This window comes from Pseudomonas ficuserectae, from assembly GCF_024584585.1.
Lineage (GTDB): Bacteria > Pseudomonadota > Gammaproteobacteria > Pseudomonadales > Pseudomonadaceae > Aquipseudomonas > Aquipseudomonas amygdali.
In genome coordinates this window covers 378,868-398,917 of record NZ_CP085684.1, presented here as the reverse complement: position 1 = coordinate 398,917, position 20,050 = coordinate 378,868, and the positions used below count along the sequence as shown (strand labels likewise).

Annotated in this window: 15 protein-coding genes and 1 pseudogene; 11 read left to right on the top strand and 5 right to left on the bottom strand. The window is 59.4% G+C overall.

The genetic code is table 11. From position 1 onward, the window contains the following. Window positions 1-9: 9 nt before the first annotated feature. Genes LJU29_RS01810 through LJU29_RS01780 form a run of 7 tightly spaced genes read left to right on the top strand, consistent with a single transcriptional unit; the run spans window position 10 to window position 6,063 of the window. Window positions 10-1,257 carry an NAD(P)/FAD-dependent oxidoreductase gene (locus LJU29_RS01810; RefSeq protein ID WP_257111569.1) on the top strand — a complete coding sequence of 416 codons (1,248 nt, stop codon included), beginning with the start codon at window positions 10-12 and terminating at the stop codon, window positions 1,255-1,257. Further along, window positions 1,254-1,988 (top strand): class I SAM-dependent methyltransferase, encoded by a 735-nt coding sequence (locus tag LJU29_RS01805; RefSeq protein ID WP_257111568.1) that lies wholly within the window; start codon window positions 1,254-1,256, stop codon window positions 1,986-1,988. Before LJU29_RS01810 ends, LJU29_RS01805 begins: the two co-directional genes overlap by 4 nt. Beyond that, window positions 1,985-2,467, top strand: a complete 483-nt coding sequence (locus tag LJU29_RS01800) for a hypothetical protein (protein WP_057424268.1) — start codon at window positions 1,985-1,987, stop codon at window positions 2,465-2,467. Before LJU29_RS01805 ends, LJU29_RS01800 begins: the two co-directional genes overlap by 4 nt. Continuing rightward, complete coding sequence (locus LJU29_RS01795) at window positions 2,464-3,660, top strand: beta-ketoacyl-[acyl-carrier-protein] synthase family protein (RefSeq protein WP_057424269.1); 1,197 nt, start codon at window positions 2,464-2,466, stop codon at window positions 3,658-3,660. The genes LJU29_RS01800 and LJU29_RS01795 overlap by 4 nt, the downstream gene beginning before the upstream one ends. Next, on the top strand, window positions 3,657-4,112 hold the full coding sequence (locus LJU29_RS01790) for a hotdog family protein (protein WP_002551673.1): 456 nt from the start codon (window positions 3,657-3,659) through the stop codon (window positions 4,110-4,112). The genes LJU29_RS01795 and LJU29_RS01790 overlap by 4 nt, the downstream gene beginning before the upstream one ends. Beyond that, the gene (gene fabG, locus LJU29_RS01785) at window positions 4,109-4,837 is read left to right on the top strand and encodes a 3-oxoacyl-ACP reductase FabG (RefSeq protein ID WP_057424270.1); all 729 of its coding nucleotides are present in this window, start codon (window positions 4,109-4,111) and stop codon (window positions 4,835-4,837) included. Before LJU29_RS01790 ends, fabG begins: the two co-directional genes overlap by 4 nt. Then, entirely contained in the window at window positions 4,837-6,063 is a 1,227-nt protein-coding gene (locus LJU29_RS01780; protein ID WP_117140325.1) for a beta-ketoacyl-ACP synthase, read from the top strand. The genes fabG and LJU29_RS01780 overlap by 1 nt, the downstream gene beginning before the upstream one ends. Window positions 6,064-6,218: 155 nt before the next feature. Here the strand turns inward: LJU29_RS01780 and LJU29_RS01775 are convergent, their stop codons facing one another. Beyond that, window positions 6,219-7,112, bottom strand: a complete 894-nt coding sequence (locus LJU29_RS01775) for a LysR family transcriptional regulator (protein ID WP_057423632.1) — start codon at window positions 7,110-7,112, stop codon at window positions 6,219-6,221. Window positions 7,113-7,228: 116 nt separating this feature from the next. Here LJU29_RS01775 and LJU29_RS01770 point away from each other — a divergent pair, with 116 nt between their 5' ends. The 4 genes from LJU29_RS01770 to LJU29_RS01755 all read left to right on the top strand — a co-directional run bounded on the left by LJU29_RS01770 (window position 7,229) and on the right by LJU29_RS01755 (window position 12,416). Then, window positions 7,229-8,485, top strand: a complete 1,257-nt coding sequence (locus LJU29_RS01770) for an MFS transporter (protein ID WP_005778703.1) — start codon at window positions 7,229-7,231, stop codon at window positions 8,483-8,485. Window positions 8,486-8,726: 241 nt separating this feature from the next. Next, window positions 8,727-10,076 (top strand): GntP family permease, encoded by a 1,350-nt coding sequence (locus LJU29_RS01765; RefSeq protein WP_257111567.1) that lies wholly within the window; start codon window positions 8,727-8,729, stop codon window positions 10,074-10,076. Continuing rightward, a complete protein-coding gene (locus LJU29_RS01760; protein ID WP_257111566.1) occupies window positions 10,077-10,937 on the top strand; it encodes a MurR/RpiR family transcriptional regulator in 861 nt (286 codons plus the stop codon). A 3-nt stretch (window positions 10,938-10,940) separates the two neighbouring features. Continuing rightward, the gene (locus LJU29_RS01755; protein WP_122359045.1) at window positions 10,941-12,416 is read left to right on the top strand and encodes an N-acyl-D-amino-acid deacylase family protein; all 1,476 of its coding nucleotides are present in this window, start codon (window positions 10,941-10,943) and stop codon (window positions 12,414-12,416) included. 60 nt (window positions 12,417-12,476) lie between these two features. On the opposite strand, the gene hemE is transcribed toward LJU29_RS01755, so the two are convergent. The 4 genes and pseudogenes from hemE to LJU29_RS01735 form a co-directional block, all read right to left on the bottom strand. Beyond that, on the bottom strand, window positions 12,477-13,541 hold the full coding sequence (gene hemE / locus LJU29_RS01750; RefSeq protein WP_257111565.1) for a uroporphyrinogen decarboxylase: 1,065 nt from the start codon (window positions 13,539-13,541) through the stop codon (window positions 12,477-12,479). Between the two features lie 142 nt (window positions 13,542-13,683). Continuing rightward, window positions 13,684-16,493: pseudogene (locus LJU29_RS01745) on the bottom strand (dermonecrotic toxin domain-containing protein). A 328-nt stretch (window positions 16,494-16,821) separates the two neighbouring features. Further along, window positions 16,822-18,369, bottom strand: coding sequence for an amidase family protein (locus LJU29_RS01740; protein WP_057454762.1), 1,548 nt, complete (start codon window positions 18,367-18,369; stop codon window positions 16,822-16,824). Window positions 18,370-18,534: 165 nt separating this feature from the next. After that, complete coding sequence (locus LJU29_RS01735) at window positions 18,535-19,953, bottom strand: glutamate synthase small subunit GltD family protein (protein ID WP_057423635.1); 1,419 nt, start codon at window positions 19,951-19,953, stop codon at window positions 18,535-18,537. Window positions 19,954-20,050 lie beyond the last annotated feature (97 nt).

Genomic DNA, 20,050 nt, shown 5'->3' with positions numbered 1-20,050 from the left:
GGAATACCTGTGCCCATCACTGATAGGGAAATTCGTCAGGTCGTCGTCATCGGTGCCGGCCCGGCCGGTTCCATTGCGGCAGCCCTGCTCAAACGCCAGGGCCACGACGTGCTGATTATCGAGCGTCAGCTGTTCCCGCGCTTCTCCATCGGCGAAAGTCTGCTGTGCCATTGCCTGGACTTCGTCGAAGAAGCCGGGATGCTCGATGCCGTGCAGGCCGCCGGTTTCCAGCTCAAGAACGGTGCTGCCTTTGCGCGCGGCGAGCAGTACAGCGATTTCGACTTCGGCGATACCTTCAGCAACGGCAAGCCGACCACCTTTCAGGTGCAACGCAGCGAGTTCGATAAATTGCTCGCTGATCAGGCCGAGCTGCAAGGCGTGGAAATCCGCTATCAGCAGGAAATCATCAGCGCCGACTTCGACAGCCTGCAGCCGGTATTGCGGGTAAAACGCGAGGATGGCAGCGAATACAGCGTACAGGCGACCTTCGTACTCGACGCCAGCGGCTATGGCCGCGTGTTGCCGCGCCTGCTGGATCTGGAAGCGCCGTCGGGCTTTCCGGTGCGTCAGGCGGTGTTTACCCATATCGAAGACCATATCGAAAGCCCGCCCTTCGACCGTCAGAAGATCCTGGTCAGCATCCATCCGCAGCACAGCGATGTGTGGTTCTGGTCGATCCCGTTCAGCGAAGGCCGCTGTTCGATAGGCGTCGTGGCCTCGGCCGAGCGCTTCAAAGACAAGCCCGATGACCTGGACGCCTGCCTGCGCGCCTTTATCGATGAAACACCGCAACTGGCCAGCGTGCTGAAAAATGCGGTCTGGGATACACCGGCAAGGACCATCGGCGGCTACTCGGCGAACGTCACAACCCTGCATGGAAAGGGCTTTGCGCTGCTGGGCAATGCGGCGGAATTCCTCGATCCGGTGTTTTCGTCAGGCGTGACCATCGCCATGCGTTCGGCGAGCATGGCCGCTGGCGTGCTGAATCGACAATTGCAGGGTGAGAGCGTGGACTGGGAAACCGAGTTCGCGGTGCCATTGAAACGTGGCGTCGACACCTTTCGTGCCTATGTCGAGGGCTGGTATGACGGTACGTTCCAGAGCGTGATTTTCTACCCCGGCAGCGCTCCGGACATCCGCCGCATGATCAGCTCGATTCTGGCCGGTTATGCCTGGGACGAACGCAATCCGTTTGTCAGCGAGCCCAAGCGCCGCCTGCGCACGCTCTCGGAAATCTGCGCGGACGGTGACTCATGAATCGACCGTTCCTGAGTGACAGCTATGTCGAGGAAACCCGCTTCGGCCTGTGGTTTCTGCGCGGCCACACCTGGCAGTACCGCGTATTGCGTGTGGCGATAGACGATTTGCGCAGCCTGTTCGATAGCGCGCTTCCGGCCGCACCGGTTTTGCTCGACGCCGGTTGCGGGCAGGGCAAGTCGTTTCAGCACCTGAGCAGGGTTTTTCAGCCTTCAAGGCTGATTGGTGTCGATGCCGACCTGCACAGCCTGGAGATGAGCCGTCAGGAGGCACGCGCCAGAGGCATAGAGGTCGAGCTGATCGGCAGCGACTGCGCAGCCCTGCCAGTACCCGACGCCAGCGTCGATCTGCTGTTCTGTCACCAGACCTTTCATCATCTGGTCGAGCAGGAACAGGCGCTTGCCGAGTTTTATCGCGTACTCAAGCCAGGCGGTTACCTGCTGTTCGCCGAGTCCACCGAGGCGTACATCGACACCTGGGTGATTCGCTGGCTGTTCCGCCACCCCATGCACGTTCAGAAAAGCGCGGCTCAGTATCTGCAGATGATCCGCGACCAGGGTTTCGAGTTCGGCGCACAGCATGTTTCGTACCCTTACCTGTGGTGGAGCCGCGCCAGGGATTTCGGCCTGCTCGAAGCCTTGAAACTGCAAAAACCCAGGCCGTTCGGGCAACGGGAAGAAACGCTGGTCAATGTCGTGGCCCGCAAACCGCTACAAGGTGGCGCATCATGATCCGGGTATTATTTCTGGCCTTTCTGCTGCTGGGCGGCTGCGCTGCACAGGCACCGCTGCCGACTACCGCACCGACGATGCAATTGCCGGTGCAGCTGCACATCGAACGCCGACAGGCTGATCAGCGGCAAGACTGGATGCTGGTCATCCAGCGCGAAAACGCCGGGTTGCGCTGGTCGATGATGGACCCGCTGGGTATCCCCCAGGCTCGCCAGTTGCTGATCAACGGACAATGGCAAGCCGACGGTCTGCTTCCCCCCAACCCCGAAGCACGCGAGCTGTTTGCGGCAATAATGTTCGCCATGACCTCGGATCTGGAAATGCATGGCCGCTACCCCACGGCGTACCGCCAGGGCATGCAGCGGCGTCTGGATGATCGCTGGCTGGTCGAATATCAGTCAGCCAACGCCTACACCATTCGTCTCAAGGACGGGTTGAGCTACAGGGTTACACCGCTGAACGACGAGAGCATGCCATGACTGCCTATCTCAATGCGCTGGGCCTGATCTGCTCGCTGGGCGACAGCCGTGAAGAGGTGTCGCGCAGACTGTTCGCAGGCGACAGCTCGGGCATGGTGTTCGAAAGCGGCTGGGTGCCGGAACGCGAATTGCCGGTCGGCGCGGTAAAATCCGCATTGCCGCCCATTCCGCCCGCCATGCAATCGCAGCGCAGCCGCAACAACCAGTTGCTGCTGGCCGCGGCCTTGCAGATCGAAGATGACATTCGTCAGGCTATCGCGCGCTACGGAGCCGGGCGGATTGGCGTGATCGTCGGCACCAGCACCTCGGGTATCGATGAAGCAAGCGAGAGCATGGCAAGCTGGCTGCGTGATAAGACCTTCCCCGACGATTACGATTATCGCCAACAGGAACTGGGCGCACCGGCGAACTTCCTGGCCAGCTGGCTGCAATTGAGCGGCCCGGCCTATGTGATTTCCACAGCCTGCACGTCCAGCGCGCGGGCGCTGCTCAGCGCACGACGGGCGCTGGACATAGGCCTGTGCGATGCGGTGCTGTGCGGCGGCGTCGACAGCCTGTGCAGGTTGACCCTCAATGGGTTCTCGGCGCTTGAAGCCATGTCGCCACAACTGTGCAATCCGTTTTCAAGTCACCGCAACGGGATAAACATCGGCGAGGCGGCAGCGCTGTTTCTGATGACCCGCGAAGCTGGCAACAGCCACTCGATTGCCCTGCTGGGCGCGGGTGCCAGTTGCGACGCCCACCACATCTCGGCCCCCGAACCTACCGGCCGGGGTGCTCAGGATGCCATGCTGCAAGCGTTAGGCAGTGCCCGACTCGATGCCGCACAGATCGGTTACCTGAACCTGCATGGCACCGCTACGCCGCATAACGATGCGATGGAAAGCCTGGCCGTGCAGGCGGTATTCCCGAACGGTGTGCCTTGCTCGTCGACAAAGCCGCTCAGCGGCCACACGCTGGGTGCCGCGGGAGCGCTGGAAGTCGCGTTTTGCTGGTTGAGCCTGGCACCGGACAACAGCGAACAGGCCCTGCCCCCGCACCTGTGGGACGGCGAAGCTGACCCGCTATTGCCTGCACTGCAATGGACACTGCCAGGTTCGCGCCTGGCACCTGCAAATGCTCGTTACATGATGAGCAATTCGTTTGCCTTCGGTGGCAACAACATCAGCCTGATTATCGGAGATGCCCCATGACCGAGTGGTCGCTCGCCGAACTCATACCCCATGCTGGCGACATGATTCTCATCGATCAGGTGCTGAGTTTTGACCAAGAGCAGATTCAAACCCGCCTGACCGTGCGCGCCGATGGTCTGTTCAACCAGCCGGACGGCAGCCTGCCCGCCTGGCTTGGCATAGAGCTGATGGCCCAGAGCGTCGCGGCCTATGCCGGTTGCCAGGCGCGCACCAAGGGTGAAGCGGTCAAGCTGGGGTTTCTGCTCGGCAGCCGCAAGTTCGAATGCAACGTAGCGCGCTTCCCGCTGGGCAGCGAACTGCATATCCATGCCGTGCGCTCCTTGCAGGACGACAGCGGCATGGGCGTGTTCGAATGCACCCTGACCGGACCGGATATCAAGGCTTTTGCCCGACTCAATGTATATTGCCCGCCCAACACTGCTGACTATCTGGCTGAAGGAGCCCCGGCATGACTGAATCGATACTGGTCACCGGCTCCAGCCGTGGCATCGGCCGCGCCATCGCTCTGCGTCTGGCCCAGGCCGGATACGACCTGATCCTGCATTGCCGCACCGGCCGCAGCGAAGCCGAAGCCGTGCAGGCCGAAGTCGTTGCGCTGGGCCGTCAGGCACGCGTTCTGCAATTCGATGTCTCGGACCGTGCCGCCTGCAAGGCAATTCTGGAAGCTGATGTGGAAACCCACGGCGCCTATTACGGCGTGGTACTCAACGCCGGGCTGACCCGCGACGGCGCGTTTCCGGCACTTAGCGATGATGACTGGGATCAGGTGCTGCGCACCAATCTGGACGGTTTTTATAACGTTCTGCACCCGCTGACCATGCCGATGATTCGTCGTCGTGCGGCGGGCCGTATTGTCTGCATCACCTCGGTTTCCGGCCTTATCGGCAACCGTGGCCAGGTCAATTACAGCGCCTCCAAGGCAGGCCTGATCGGTGCCGCCAAGGCCTTGGCCATCGAACTGGGCAAACGCAAAATCACTGTCAACTGCGTCGCGCCAGGTTTGATCGACACCGCAATGCTCGACGAGAACGTGCCAGTCGACGAACTGCTGAAAATGATCCCGGCGCAACGCATGGGCACGCCCGAGGAAGTGGCGGGTGCCGTGAATTTCCTGATGTCGGCCGAAGCAAGCTACATCACTCGTCAGGTGCTGGCCGTCAACGGAGGGCTGTGTTGATGAAGCGTGTGGTCGTCACCGGGATGTCCGGCATTACCTCGGTGGGCAGCGACTGGCCGACTATCGATGCGAGCTTCACCGCCAATCGCAGCGGCATTCGCCGAATGGACGAGTGGAACCGTTTCGCCGAACTGAATACCCGACTGGCTGGCCCCATCGACGATTTCGCCGTGCCCGCACACTGGACACGCAAGCAACTGCGCAGCATGGGCCGCGTATCGAGACTGGCAGTGGCTGCTGCGGAACAGGCGCTGATCGACGCCGGGCTGCTGAATGATCCGCTCATTCGCGATGGGCGCATGGGCACCGCCTGCGGCTCGTCAACCGGCAGCACCGACGAGATCAAGGCCTTCGGCAACATGCTGATCAACTCGGTGGCAGTAGGCCTGAACGCCAACTCCTACGTACGAATGATGCCGCACACCACCGCCGCCAACATCAGCATTTTCTTCGGCCTGACCGGACGCCTGATTCCGACTTCCAGCGCCTGTACCAGTGGCAGCCAAGGCATTGGCTACGCCTACGAGGCGATCAAGTTTGGCCGTCTGCCGCTGATGCTGGCGGGCGGGGCCGAAGAGCTGTGCCCGACCGAGGCGATGGTGTTCGACGCGCTGTACGCCACCAGCCTCAAGAATGACGCGCCACACACCACGCCACGCCCCTACGACAGCGGGCGAGACGGACTGGTGATCGGTGAAGGCGGCGGCATGCTGGTGCTCGAAGAACTTGAGCACGCTCAGGCACGTGGCGCACACATCTACGCCGAAATCGTCGGCTTCGGCAGCAATGCCGACGGCGCCCACAGCACTCGTCCCGAGCAGGCCACCATGCGTCGCGCCATGGAACTGGCCCTGGAAGATGCCAACCTGCCTCCCGAAGCCATCGGCTACGTCAATGGCCATGGCACCGCCACCGAACAGGGCGACATCGCCGAGACCCTGGCCACCAGCAGCCTGTTCGGCCCGCGCATGCCGCTCAGCTCGCAGAAAAGCTTCCTCGGCCACACGCTGGGAGCCTGCGGCGCACTGGAGTCCTGGTTCAGCATCGAAATGCTCAACAGCGACCGCTACATTCATACGCTGAATCTGGTCGACATCGACACCCAATGCGGCGAACTGGACTACATCGTCGGCGAACCCCGGCGTATGAGTAACGAATATGTGATGAACAACAACTTTGCCTTTGGCGGTGTCAATACGTCATTGATATTCAAGCGCTGGGGGTAAGGCCACGCACGTCTCAACTCTCGTACGTCGCTCCACGTCGCATGCCGTTCTGGACGTTCTGCGTCCGGTCTTGAGTCTGCGGCGCGGCGCAGATTTGTGACGCAGAGCGTCACGACAGGCATTCCCACGCGGAGCGTGCGGAACGATAACCTCAACTATCGTGCGACATTGCGCGTTAAAAGCTCGGTAAACGCCCTGGCCATCGGTGACTGTTCGTCCTTGCGCTGTACCAGCCACACCGCGCTTGTCGCGCCGGGGTCGAGGACATTGCGATAGACCACGCCGTCGATGCGCATTCGGCGGTAGGACGCTGGCAGCACGGTGACGCCCAGTCCAGCCGCCACCAAGCCAATGATGGTCATCACTTCACCCGCTTCCTGAGTGATCAGCGGGCTGAACCCCGCGGCGCGCGCCAGACTCAGAACCTGCGCATAAATGCCGCTGCCATAAGTGCGCGGGAAGAACACGAACGGCTCGGCGGCCAGTGCCGACATATAAATCCCGTCCTCGCTTTCTGCCGCCAGGGGATGGTCGGCACGCATGATCGCCACCAGTGGCTCGTTCAGCAGCTCAAACACCACCAACGAATCGGGTAACGCCAACGGGCGCATGATGCCGACCTGAATGGTCTTGTCCTCAAGCCCTGCTGCCACTTCCTGGCTGGTGATTTCGGTGAGGGTCAGGTGCACATCCGGATAAGCCTGACGGAAGGCAAAAATCGCCTGAGGAATGCTGGAAGTGAACGGTGCCGACGAAGTAAAGCCAATCTTCAGCTCGCCGATTTCACCCAGTTGCGCGCGCCGGGCAACATCAGTGGCTTTATCGACCTGCGCCAGCACCAGACGCGCCTCATCGAGAAACAACCTGCCGGATTCACTCAGCTCGACACGCCGGTTGGTGCGATCAAACAGACGCGTGCCCAGCTCCTGCTCCAGCGTCTGGATCTGCTGACTCAGCGGCGGTTGGGAGATACCCAGCGCCTGGGCTGCACGACCGAAATGCAACTCTTCGGCAACCGCGATGAAGTAACGCAGATGACGCAATTCCATGCGGCCTCCATTAAGTCGTTTTACCTATCAAACAGGTCGAACAATATATTGGATGGAATGTTTGTCGGGCTATATGATTTTTTCATTGCCTGCCCAATCGTGCTCCGAGGTCTCCCTTGAATCCTGCCGTCGCCCCGCCCACCACAGACTTGAATGCCTCCGCTAAACCGTCTGGCGACACTTACATCGAGAAAAACACGCCGCTTTTCAAACGCACCGCACTGGCGCTGTTCGCTGGCGGGTTCTCGACATTCACCCTGCTGTATTGCGTCCAGCCGATGATGCCAACGCTGTCCGGCGAGTTCTCCCTTTCGGCAGCCCAGAGCAGCCTGATTCTGTCCGTCGCCACGGCGATGCTCGCCATCGGCCTACTGATCACCGGACCGATATCCGACCGGCTGGGGCGCAAATCGGTGATGGTCATGGCGCTATTCTGTGCATCGCTGTTCACCATCGCCAGCGCGCTGATGCCCAGCTGGGAAGGCGTACTTATCACACGGGCAATGGTGGGCCTGTCGCTGAGCGGTCTGGCGGCAGTGGCGATGACTTACCTGAGCGAGGAAATCCACCCCACGCATCTGGGCCTGGCAATGGGGCTGTATATCGGCGGCAGCGCGGTTGGCGGGATGAGCGGGCGGCTGATCGTCGGGGTCATGATCGATTACGTAAGCTGGCACGCGGCGATGCTGGTGGTCGGCGGACTGGCCCTGATCGCAGCTGTGGTGTTCTGGAAGATCCTCCCGGAATCGCGCAACTTCCGCCCTCGCTCACTGCACCCTCGCAGCCTGCTGGACGGCTTTGTGGTGCAGTTCAAAGACGCCGGGTTGCCGCTGCTGTTTCTGGTCGGGTTTCTGCTGATGGGCGCATTCGTCACGCTGTTCAACTACATCGCCTACCGCTTTTTGAGCGCCCCCTACAACCTGAGCCAGGCCGTGGTCGGGGTGTTTTCCGTGGTGTATCTGTCGGGTATTTACAGCTCGGCAAAGATCGGCTCATTGGCCGACCGTCTTGGCCGCCGACGGGTGCTATGGGCCGTGATCGTGATGATGCTGGCCGGCCTGCTGCTGACCCTGTTCACACCGCTGCCACTGGTTATCGCAGGCGTGCTGATATTCACCTTCGGCTTCTTCGGTGCGCATTCGGTAGCCAGCAGCTGGGTGGGACGCAGAGCGACAACGGCCAGAGGTCAGGCTGCTTCGCTTTACCTGTTCTGCTATTACGCGGGCTCAAGCGTAGCCGGAACCGGTGGCGGAGTGTTCTGGCATTACGCGGGCTGGAACGGCATCGGGCTGTTTATCGGGGTGTTGCTGTTGATTGCCCTCGGGGTAGCGTTGCGGCTGGCGAGGTTGCAGCCGCTGGGGGCGAAGGTTTAGTCACAAGTCTCCACTCCAAAGAAATTTATTTTCATATATTTTTTTATATTTCATTTTCGTGTAATTTATTTTCATCACGAAAACAGAGATAAAAATAATGAATACCTGTTATCGCCTCGAAACCTGCTTCACTCCTTTTCCTGCGTCATCCCTGCCGAGTACTCCCGAGTCGCCTTCCGGCTGACGGCTTCAGCCGTCGGTATTGCGCCCTCGCCTACCCATTCTGCAAGGAACCGCCGCTATGTCGCCGTCACCCGGTATTTCGCTGTTGGTCTACGCCGCTGTCGCCATCATTGCCTTGATCGTGCTGATTGCGCGCTATCGCCTCAATCCGTTTATCGTCATTACGCTGGTGTCGGTCGGTATGGCGCTGGTTGCCGGGATGCCGGCCAGTGGCGTGGTCGCCTCTTACGAAGCGGGAGTGGGCAAAACGCTGGGGCATATCGCACTGGTCGTCGCGCTGGGCACCATGCTCGGCAAAATGATGGCCGAGTCCGGTGGTGCCGAGCAGGTGGCGCGCACGTTGATTGACCGCTTTGGCGAACGTAACGCGCACTGGGCCATGGTCTGCATTGCGTTTCTGGTGGGTTTGCCGCTGTTTTTCGAAGTGGGTTTCGTTCTGCTGGTGCCGATTGCCTTTACTGTCGCGCGGCGTGTCGGGGTGTCAATTCTGATGGTCGGCCTGCCGATGGTCGCCGGTCTGTCGGTGGTGCACGCGCTGGTGCCGCCACACCCTGCGGCAATGCTCGCCGTTCAGGCTTATCAGGCGTCTGTAGGGCAAACCCTGTTCTATGCCATTCTGATCGGCATACCCACGGCCATCATCGCCGGTCCGGTATATGCCAAATTCATCGTGCCGCGTATCCATCTACCGGCTGAAAACCCGTTGGCGAAACAGTTTCTCGACCGCGAACCAAGAGCAAAACTGCCCAGTTTCGGCCTGACCATGGCGACCATTCTGCTGCCGGTGGTGCTGATGTTGCTGGGTGGCTGGGCCAACCTGATCAGCACACCGGGCAGTGCGTTCAATGGCTTTTTGCTGTTCATCGGCAACTCGGTGATTGCCCTGCTGCTGGCCACCCTGCTGAGTTTCTGGACGCTGGGCATCGCTCAGGGTTTCAATCGCGACTCGATCCTGAAATTCACCAATGAGTGCCTGGCACCGACCGCCAGCATCACGTTGCTGGTCGGTGCCGGTGGCGGTTTGAACCGTATTCTGGTCGACAGCGGCGTCACCAACCAGATCGTTGGTCTGGCGCAGGACTTCCATCTCTCGCCTTTGCTGATGGGCTGGCTGTTCGCGGCGCTGATGCGTGTTGCGACAGGCTCGGCAACGGTGGCTATGACCACCGCATCGGGGATCGTTGCACCAGTGGCGATGGGCCTGGGTTACCCGCACCCCGAGTTGCTGGTGCTGGCGACAGGCGCAGGCTCGGTGATCTTTTCCCACGTCAACGACGGCGGTTTCTGGCTTATCAAGGAATATTTCAACATGACTGTAACGCAAACCTTCAAGACCTGGACGGTACTGGAGACACTGATTTCCATCGTCGCTTTCGCCTTGACGCTGGGCCTGGCGCAGGTGCTCTGAGTGGACATTCTGTACCAGATACGTGCCCGTCAGGATTCACTCAGCGCGGGAGAAGGCCGGATCGCTAGGCTGGTGCTCAGCGATATCGCCTTTGCCGCAAGTGCCAGTCTGGACGAGCTGGCCAGCCGCGCCGGGGTCAGCAGCGCGACGCTGTCACGCTTCGCTCGCAGCATCGGTTGTCGGAACCTGCGCGACTTGCGCCTGCAACTGGCTCAGGCGAGCGGCGTGGGCAGTCGTTTTCTCAACCCTGAGCCGGCCCCGGAGCAGTCGGCCTTTTTCACCCGGATTGTCGGTGACATAGAGGCCACTCTGCATCAGCACCTGGCCGGGTTTGATGAGTCGCGCTTTGCCGCAGCCGTAGCGTGCCTCAGCGATGCACGCATGATTCATGCGTTCGGCATGGGCGGTTGCTCCAGCCTGTGCAGCGAGGAGCTGCAAACCCGGTTGGTGCGTCTGGGCTACCCGGTGGCGGCCTGCCGCGACCCGGTGATGATGCGCATGATTGCGGCCACGCTTGGTCCGCAACACAGCCTGATTGTCTGCTCGCTCAGCGGGCGCACGCCGGAGCTGCTCGACGCAGTAACCCTGGCGCGTAGCTATGGCACGCGCGTGCTGGCCATTACCTTGCCTGACTCCCCTCTGGCGCAACTGGCCGAGGTGGTGTTGCCGTTGCAAATTGCTGAGACCAATTTCATTTATAAACCCACCGCCGCGCGCTACGGCATGCTGCTGACCATTGATGTTCTGGCCACTGAACTGGCACTGCTGAGCCCTGAAGACAATCAGGAACGGCTGCGTCGAATCAAGCTTGCACTGGATGAATACCGTGGTGGCGAAGACGGCCTGCCGTTGGGAGACTGAAGCATGATTTACGACCTGATCATCCGCGATGCGCTGGTCATCGATGGCAGCGATACGCCCGGAGTGCGCGCCGATGTAGCGATTAGCGACGGGCGCATCCAGCGCATCGGCAACCTGATCGATGCCACTGCGCAGGAAGAGGTCAACGCTGCCGGTCGTGTGCTGGCCCCCGGCTTTATCGACGTCCACACCCATGACGACACGGTAGTGATTCGCAAGCCCGACATGCTGCCCAAGATCAGCCAGGGCGTAACCACGGTTATCGTCGGCAATTGCGGGATCAGCGCATCACCGGTCTCGCTGCGCGGCAATCCGCCAGACCCCATGAACCTGCTGGGCGACGCGGCAGCGTTTGTCTATCCGCGCTTCGCCGACTACCGCGCAGCCGTGGATAACGCCCGGCCCGCCGTGAATGTGGCCGCTTTGATTGGCCATACGGCCCTGCGCAGCAACCACATGGACGACTTGTTTCGCAGCGCCAGCCCGGAAGAGATTGACGCGATGCGCGAGCAGTTGCGCGACAGCCTCGAAGCCGGCGCGCTGGGTTTGTCGACCGGCCTTGCTTACGCTTCGGCCTTCTCGGCCGAGACCAGCGAAGTCAAGCAGCTGGCTGAAGAGCTCAGCGCTTTTGGCGCGATCTACACCACCCACTTGCGCAGCGAATTCGAGCCGGTGCTGGAGGCGATGGCGGAGGCCTTCGACATAGGCCGCCATGCGCGCTCGCCAGTGGTGATTTCCCACATGAAATGCGCTGGCGCGGGTAACTGGGGCCGCAGCCCGCAACTGCTGGCGGCCCTGGAAAAAGCTGCGCAGGACCATCCGGTCGGTTGCGATTGTTACCCTTATGCAGCCAGTTCTTCGACGCTGGACCTGAAGCAGGTCACCGATGCATTCCGTATCACCATCACCTGGTCAACGCCGCACCCGGATCAGGGCGGCCGGGATCTACAGGACATTGCCGCCGACTGGGGGTTGTCATTGCTGGACGCCGCACGCAAGTTGCAGCCTGCGGGTGCGGTGTACTACGGCATGGATGAGGGCGACGTCGAGCGCATCATGTCTCACCCGCTGTCGATGATCGGCTCCGATGGCCTTCCGGAAGATCCGTTTCCGCATCCGCGCTTATGGGGCGCATTCCCCAGAGTGCTCGGCCATTTCAGCCGCGACAAAGGGCTGTTTGCATTGCACACCGCCGTACACAAAATGACCGGGCTGTCGGCAGCGCGCTTTGCCTTGCACGAGCGCGGCTTTATTCGCGAGGGCTATTGGGCAGACCTGGTGCTGTTCAATCCGCAAACCGTGCGCGATGTGGCGGATTTTAAAGACCCTCAGCGAGCGGCGCAGGGCATTGATGGTGTCTGGGTAAACGGCCGATTGAGCTATGCCGAAGGCAAGCCGCAAGGCGAGCGCCAGGGCAGGTTCCTGCCGCGCAGAGGTTCGCTGCTGGAGGGTTTTACAGATGGAAAAGCGCCGACGTAAGCGTCGGCGCTGAAAAGAGCCGATGCGCCCTGATGTATCGACGCATCGTCAGCCGGACAATTACTGGTGATACTGCGCCGACAACTCATGTACTGCGTTGATGAACGCACCAGCATTGGCCGGGTCGACTTCAGGGGTGATGCCGTGGCCGAGGTTGAAGACGTGGCCGGTGCCGCTGCCGTAGCTGGCGAGGATGCGTGCGACTTCCTGGCGGATGGCTTCCGGGCGGGCGTAAAGTACGGTCGGGTCCATGTTGCCCTGCAACGAAACCTTGCTGCCGACGCGCTGACGCGCTTCGCCGATGTCGCAGGTCCAGTCCAGGCCCAGAGTATCGGCGCCGATGTCGGCGATGCTTTCCAGCCAAAGCCCGCCGCCTTTGGTGAACACGATGACCGGCACCTTGCGCCCATCGTGCTCGCGAATCAGGCCGTTGACGATCTTGCGCATGTAAGCCAGCGAGAATTCCTGATACGCCGCCGAAGACAGGCTACCGCCCCAGCTGTCGAAGATCTGCACCGCCTGGGCGCCCGCGAGAATCTGGCCATTCAGGTAGGACGTGACTGACTGCGCCAGCTTGTCGAGCAGCAGGTGCATGGCTTGCGGGTTGTCGTAGAGCATGGCCTTGGATTTGCGGAAGTCCTTCGAGGAGCCGCCTTCGACCATATAGGTCGCCAGGGTCCAAGGGCTGCCGGCAAAGCCGATCAGCGGCACACGGCCGTTGAGTTCGCGACGGATGGTGCTGACCGCGTCCATCACATAGCTCAGGTCCTTCTGTGCATCCGGGATGGGCAGTGCTTCGATATCAGCCAGCGTGCTGACGGTTTTCTTGAAACGCGGACCTTCGCCGGTCTCGAAGTACAGGCCCAGACCCATCGCGTCGGGAATGGTCAGGATGTCGGAGAACAGAATCGCCGCATCCAGCGGGTAGCGATCCAGCGGCTGCAGCGTGACTTCACAGGCGAACTGCGGGTTCTTGCACAAGCTCATGAAGTCCCCGGCACTGGCGCGGCTGGCGCGGTATTCAGGCAGGTAACGGCCTGCCTGGCGCATCATCCATACCGGCGTGACGTCTACGGGTTGCTTAAGCAAAGCGCGAAGGAAACGGTCGTTCTTCAGGGCAGTCATGTCGGCATCCGCAATAAAAGTGCCGGCATTTTCTCAGAGCGCGACGCAAAAGGCACGGCAAGAGCCGTGCCTTTTGTCTATCGTGCCGATTTGCCGTGCTAATACAGCTCCGCGCCCGGCGTAAGACTGGGGCGGACCTGCGCTATTTGTGGGGATCTATGACGTCAAACGCCTTGATAACGCTTTTTTCAGCCCGGGCAAGTATCAGGCGCCAGGCACCTCTGCCGGTGCTCCTGCCAATACCGGGAAGGTCCAGCGAGAACTGGCTTTTACCATACTTGTGCAGACTGCCATTGCCATCCAGCACATATCTATCAACTGCTTTTTTGACAGCAGCTTCAAGGTCATCGTTAGGGAGGTCATTTTCCGCATGCCTGAAACGCCGACTTTCAAAAAAGCCATCGATGTCCACTTTGTATCTTTTTATCCGATTGCTATCCGAGGAATCGCCATCACTCCCCGAGCCGTTCGATGGTCTGCCTTTTAATCGTTTGTTGCCGCCGCGCAACCCCGCCGACGCATGTACCCAGACGCCTTGCCTATCAAGTTGAATCGGCAATTGATAATGCGCATCTGGCCGCCGGGGATCGATCACCCTCCATGCTGCGAAATCGGCATCGTATCTGACGGCATAGGTCTTACCTTGTTGCACAGCATAAAAGCGGCTTGGCGCACCTTCCTGGGTCTTTTCATAAACGCCGTTGTCGAGCTGTTTCAATCCACCGAGTGTTTTTGCCACTGCTGTTTTCGGATCAAGGACAGAACGGCCGATTGATGTGATCGACGATGTCTGAACCCTCCGTGCTCTGGGCAGCGTCAAACCATCAGCCAGCAGCAACGCCGCCTGGACAAAATACAAGGGGGCACCTTGCTCTTCACCGCCAGCTTTTGCGACGCCCTGCCAGATGGCATAAAAGCTGCGCAATGCTGCAATCGGCAGCCTTACCTTGAAAGGCGCGAAGGTGAGCACGATGTCGCCAACGACTTTGGTGATTTCCCAGGCACTTTCCCAATAGATTTCCCAGTTGTTTTTGGTCTGTTCATCGACAACAGAAATCACCCTCCCGACTTCAGAGTCATAGACTGCCTCAAGAAAACTTCCAGTGCAGGGCTGCAGTTCCATGAACAGCGTTTCACGGCGAACGGTCAGAATATGCCTGACATCGTCCTGGGAGGCCAAAGGCGCCCTGCCCACCAGATAGTCCAGTAAATCCGGTTCAAGCAGTATCCGCTGCTGAAACTCCTGCGGATCGCTCATTTCCCGGAAGCATATTCCGTCAGGAGCCTGCGGGGTAAAAACCACAAAAGCGGCGACGCTGGAGCGCGACTCTGCGCCGATCACCAGTACGCCGCTCAATGACACGTCATTGATGGATAACTGGCTGACCTGAATGCGATGCCCCTCCACCGTTGCACGGTCATCACTGTCAATTGGGTGATCAAGCACGGCAGCAACCCATTTGTAGCCCCTGCTCGCCAGCTCGGGAGGAAGTCCGCCATCGCCCAGAAAGTCACCCGCCATCTTCGCCTCTATCACATCGAGGCGCATTTGCGCGCGCATGACACGTGCATAACGTTCACGGTGCCATTGCCCTGCCGCCGACGTGGACAGTACTGTGCGGAGGTATCTTGAATAATCTTCGCCAATATTCAGATCACGAATCAGGCCGAACAGATAACCGGCGTTGAGGAAACTGACCAGTTGCCCCTGATCGTCAAACGCGCGGCTGGTGAGCAGAAAGTTGATATTGGTGAGTGCAATGTTTTCCAGCGACAGATCTGTAAGGCCGCGCTTATGCGTTTCATAATGCGGCTCCAGTTCCGAAGGGCCGATATATTCGTAATCGGTATCAATAATAATGCCTGGATCAATCTCGATGCTTACGGTATGCACGCTGATATGGTCAGGATCCACTGCAATACCGTGGTCGAGCAAAATCCGTTCCTGCAGCTTTTGCCGCGCATATTTGCGCAATTGGTCGGGCTGTCCGTAGCCGGAAGGATCCAGCAGGTCAGGTGCCTGAGCTTCGAGCAAGGCTTGGCTGTAGTCCTGCACCGCCATTTTCCAGCTTTGTTTTTCGGCAGCCGTCGCGTTCGCGAACCAATCAGGCAGAAACCCGCTTTCGATTTCGGTTGGTTTGCCGGGGTCGAACCAGCCGCGATTTTCCTCGATCGCGTGCTGGGTCAGAACATCGCGAAAGCCCTGTACGTCCTGCTCGAATTGCATACCCAGCGATGACCGCTCGTCAGCCTTCAATTGCGAACTGATTGCCAGATAGAAGCTGTCGGTGCCCTGTTTGAATGAAGTTATCTCACCGTTGCCGGTGTCCTTTGCGCTGTAATTTCCGTAGTTGTCATGCAGCAGAATAATACGGTTATCGTCAGTATCTGCCGGGGCGTAATTGCTCGCGCCAGCGTCGAAGATCAACACGTCCCGGCCCGATTCGGCCGCCAGTAATTTGCGGACGATACGATTCGCCCGGCATCACTGCTACTGCCCGGAAAGTTACCCCCCATTCCAACGCTGGAACCTGCCGGCAACTGACTGAACACCCAGCGCAGTAACGGCTCGTCATCGGCGACCTGAACATTGTCCGGGACGATGTAAGCGTCGACATTTTGCGTCAGGACAATGCTGTCCTGAACGACGCTTTCATCACTGCCTTTCAGAAAGACCGCGAGTACTTCATCGTTTTCGTTGTGAATCCTGATGGACAGGTCTGCTGGCCAGTCTGGCAACTGAACCAGCAAGGAGAACAGCGCGTCTTCACCGTCTTCAGGAAAAAAATCCTTTTCTGTAAAGCGCTCGACGAACTGGTCGATTATCCGGTCCGCGCGTTCTCGGGTCCGGTGTTCGCGCACGGCAACCGTGCTGGGCGTGAACCTGTCCGGCCCGAGAGATTTCTGCTCATTGGATCGAGCAAGTTTGCCCATGGGTGCTGCTTTCAACATGGCTATTTCCTTATAGCGACATGGATGGCGGGAGTATCTAAAGCGATGAACTCCCCAAAAGGATCAGGAGCCTAAACCTTTTTAAGGGCAGGTACTGAGCGTGGAAAACAGCTGTAAACAATCGCTTGTCGCAGACGCCGGAACAGGCCTTGATCGGGACCTGGACAAGAGGGTTGAAACCTTGATGCGCCGCCTCTGGCGGGGCGACGCAACTTAATGAAAGGCGGTTGTAATTCCGGGACCGGATTATTTCAAAACGTCACAAAACCGTTTTCCGACGCCCGTCCCTGACATCCAGGCCTGGCCTGCACCAGACAGGGATAGGGAATCAATCAGCCTGGCTGATACACGAATGAACCGAAGCTGCCGATGTTGCAAGCGCCTGTTCGAGTGCGTAGGCATAGCTCAGCAAAGCACCTTCATCCCAGGCAGTGGAAAGAAAATACAATCCTCTTGGCAGGCCATTCTCTTCGAGCCCGACAGGCACGGTTATTCCCGGATAACCTGCGATAGCGCCAACCGCTTTGAAAGAAACCTCTGACCAGTCAATGAGCACGTCGAGCGAGTGTTGCTGCAAGAGCCCATCGATCAATTGTCGATGAGCAGCACGCAAGCTGGTTGCAATCGACAGGTAATCCTCCTGATCTACAGACACGCTGGAGGAGTCAATCAATAAATCCTGATCATAAGCTTGCGCCCCAGGAAACGCGGTGTTGAATGCAATGATCTCATCCAGCGTGCTGACACCCAGCCCGGTGCGTGTGCTCAAGTAAGCGTTAAGCTCGCGCTTGAAATCATGCAGCAGCATTAAATACTCTGAAGTGCTATCAATCGACGGAACATCGACGGGAACCAGTATCGCCCCGGCAGCACTCAGACGACTCTTCACCTTTTGGAATTCAGGATCGTCGTCCATTGGCATGCCGTCATGGGTGTGGTTTGGATAGCCTAGGCGCTTGCCGCTCAAGGCGTCCGTTCTGAGGTGGTCGACATAGTTCACTACATCGGTGGAGGCTCGGGCGGTGGCTTCGTCGAGAGGGTCGTTGCCGCTCATCGCCGTCAGCAGGATCGCGGTATCCGTGACCGTTCGCGCCATTGGGCCGGGGGTGTCCTGACGACTGGAGAGCGGAATCATACCGGTACGACTAAGCAGACCCAGCGTAGGCCTAAGCCCTATGACACCACTCGTGGCGGCAGGTTGAATGATCGAACCATTGGTCTCGGTGCCTACCGCCAAAGGTGAAAATCCAGCTGCAAGACCCACTGCCGAACCTGAGCTGGAGCCAAGCGGATCAGCGCTCAAGTCATAGGGATGACGCGTCTGTCCGCCTCGGCTGCTCCAGCCGCTAGGTACCTCGTACCCACGGAAATGCGCCCATTCGCTGAGATTGGCCTTGCCGATAATGATCGCGCCGGCATCGCGAAGCCGCTGCACCACAAAAGCATCGCGTGGAGCAGGCAATCCGACCATTGAGAGAGCGCCCGCAGTGGTCTGCATCTGATCGCCCGTATCAAGATTGTCTTTTACCAGTATGGGAATGCCATGCAGCGGCCCACGTTTCTCCCCGCGAGAACGCTCCCCGTCCATTTGCGCGGCTATCTGCAGAGCGTCGGGGTTGATTTCAATGACAGCGTTGAGCGCCGGGCCATTTTTGTTCAGCACTTCGATGCGCTGAAGCAAGTCTGTCACCAGCCCGACAGAGGTCAGGCTGCCCGCGCTCATGCGTCGCTGAAGCTCGACACTGGATTCAAAATAAACGGCTTTGTTTTCGATGATCGAACCGAAAACGGGTCCATCGAAGTTGGCGGGTGTCTGGCTGGCAAATGCAAAGGGCGCTATCGAGAGCGCGAGGCAGAAACCAAACTGATTTTTCATGATGTCCTTCCCTGGTTGATAAAACGCTCGTCTTGAGCGAGTTACACCCAGCTTAGGAAGGAGGTGGCAGAGGGGATGTCAGAAAAGTCGGTAAATCACCCGTGATGGGTAGACGCCTGTTGTCAGAGCGCGCCTCAGTAACGGCACGCTCTGGCAACACAAGGCTCAGACGCCCAGATAATCCAGAATCCCTTCAGCCGCATTACGGCCTTCGAAGATAGCGGTCACCACCAGGTCAGAGCCGCGCACCATGTCGCCACCGGCGAAGATCTTCGGGTTGCTGGTCTGGTGCTTGTACTGTGCTTGTTCCGGGGCCACGACACGGCCCTGGCTGTCAGTACTGATCGTGAACTGCTCGAACCATGGCGCAGGGCTTGGGCGGAAGCCGAATGCGATGACCACGGCTTCTGCCGGGATGATCTCTTCGGAACCCGGAATCGGCTCCGGGCTGCGACGACCACGAGTATCGGGCTCGCCGAGACGCGTCTCGACCACCTTCACGCCTTCGACCTTGCCATCGCCCACGATGGCGATAGGCTGACGGTTGTAGAGAAACTTCACGCCTTCTTCCTTGGCGTTCTTCACTTCCTTGCGCGAGCCTGGCATGTTCTCTTCGTCGCGACGATAAGCGCACGTCACCGACTTGGCACCCTGACGGATCGAGGTGCGGTTGCAGTCCATCGCGGTGTCGCCACCGCCCAGAACCACAACACGCTTGCCTTTCATGTCGACAAAATCTTCCGGGGCCTTTTCAAAGCCCAGGTTGCGGTTGACGTTGGCGATCAGGAAGTCGAGCGCATCGTGCACGCCCGGCAGATCCTCACCGGGGAAGCCGCCTTTCATGTAGGTGTAGGTGCCCATGCCCATGAACACAGCATCGTATTCTTCGAGCAGTTGATCGATGGTGACGTCTTTGCCGACTTCGGTGTTGAGCCGAAACTCGATGCCCATGCCGGTGAACACTTCACGGCGATGGCTGAGTACGGATTTTTCCAGCTTGAACTCGGGGATGCCGAAGGTCAGCAAACCACCGATTTCCGGATTCTTGTCGAACACCACCGGCGTCACGCCGCCACGCACCAGCACGTCGGCACAGCCCAGGCCCGCAGGCCCTGCACCAATGATGGCGACGCGTTTTCCGGTTGGCACGACTCTGGACATGTCCGGACGCCAGCCCATGGCAAACGCGGTGTCGGTGATGTACTTCTCGACCGAGCCGATGGTGACCGCGCCGAAACCGTCGTTCAGCGTGCAGGCACCTTCACACAGGCGATCCTGCGGGCACACGCGGCCGCAGACTTCCGGCAGAGTGTTGGTCTGATGAGACAACTCCGCCGCCGCGAGAATATTGCCCTCGGCGACCAGCTTGAGCCAGTTGGGAATGAAGTTGTGCACCGGGCACTTCCACTCGCAATACGGGTTGCCGCAACCCAGGCAGCGATGCGCCTGATCGGCGGACTGCTGGGGCTTGAACGGTTCGTAGATTTCCACGAACTCCTTCTTGCGTTGACGCAGCAGTTTCTTCTTCGGGTCTTTACGTCCGACGTCGATGAACTGGAAGTCGTTACTGAGACGTTCAGCCATTCTCTGGAGCCTCTTTACGGCAGCTTCAGGTTACAAGCCTGAAGCTGCAAAAAATCGTGATCGCAGGCAATTAGCGCACTGCCGTTGGCTTGCGGTT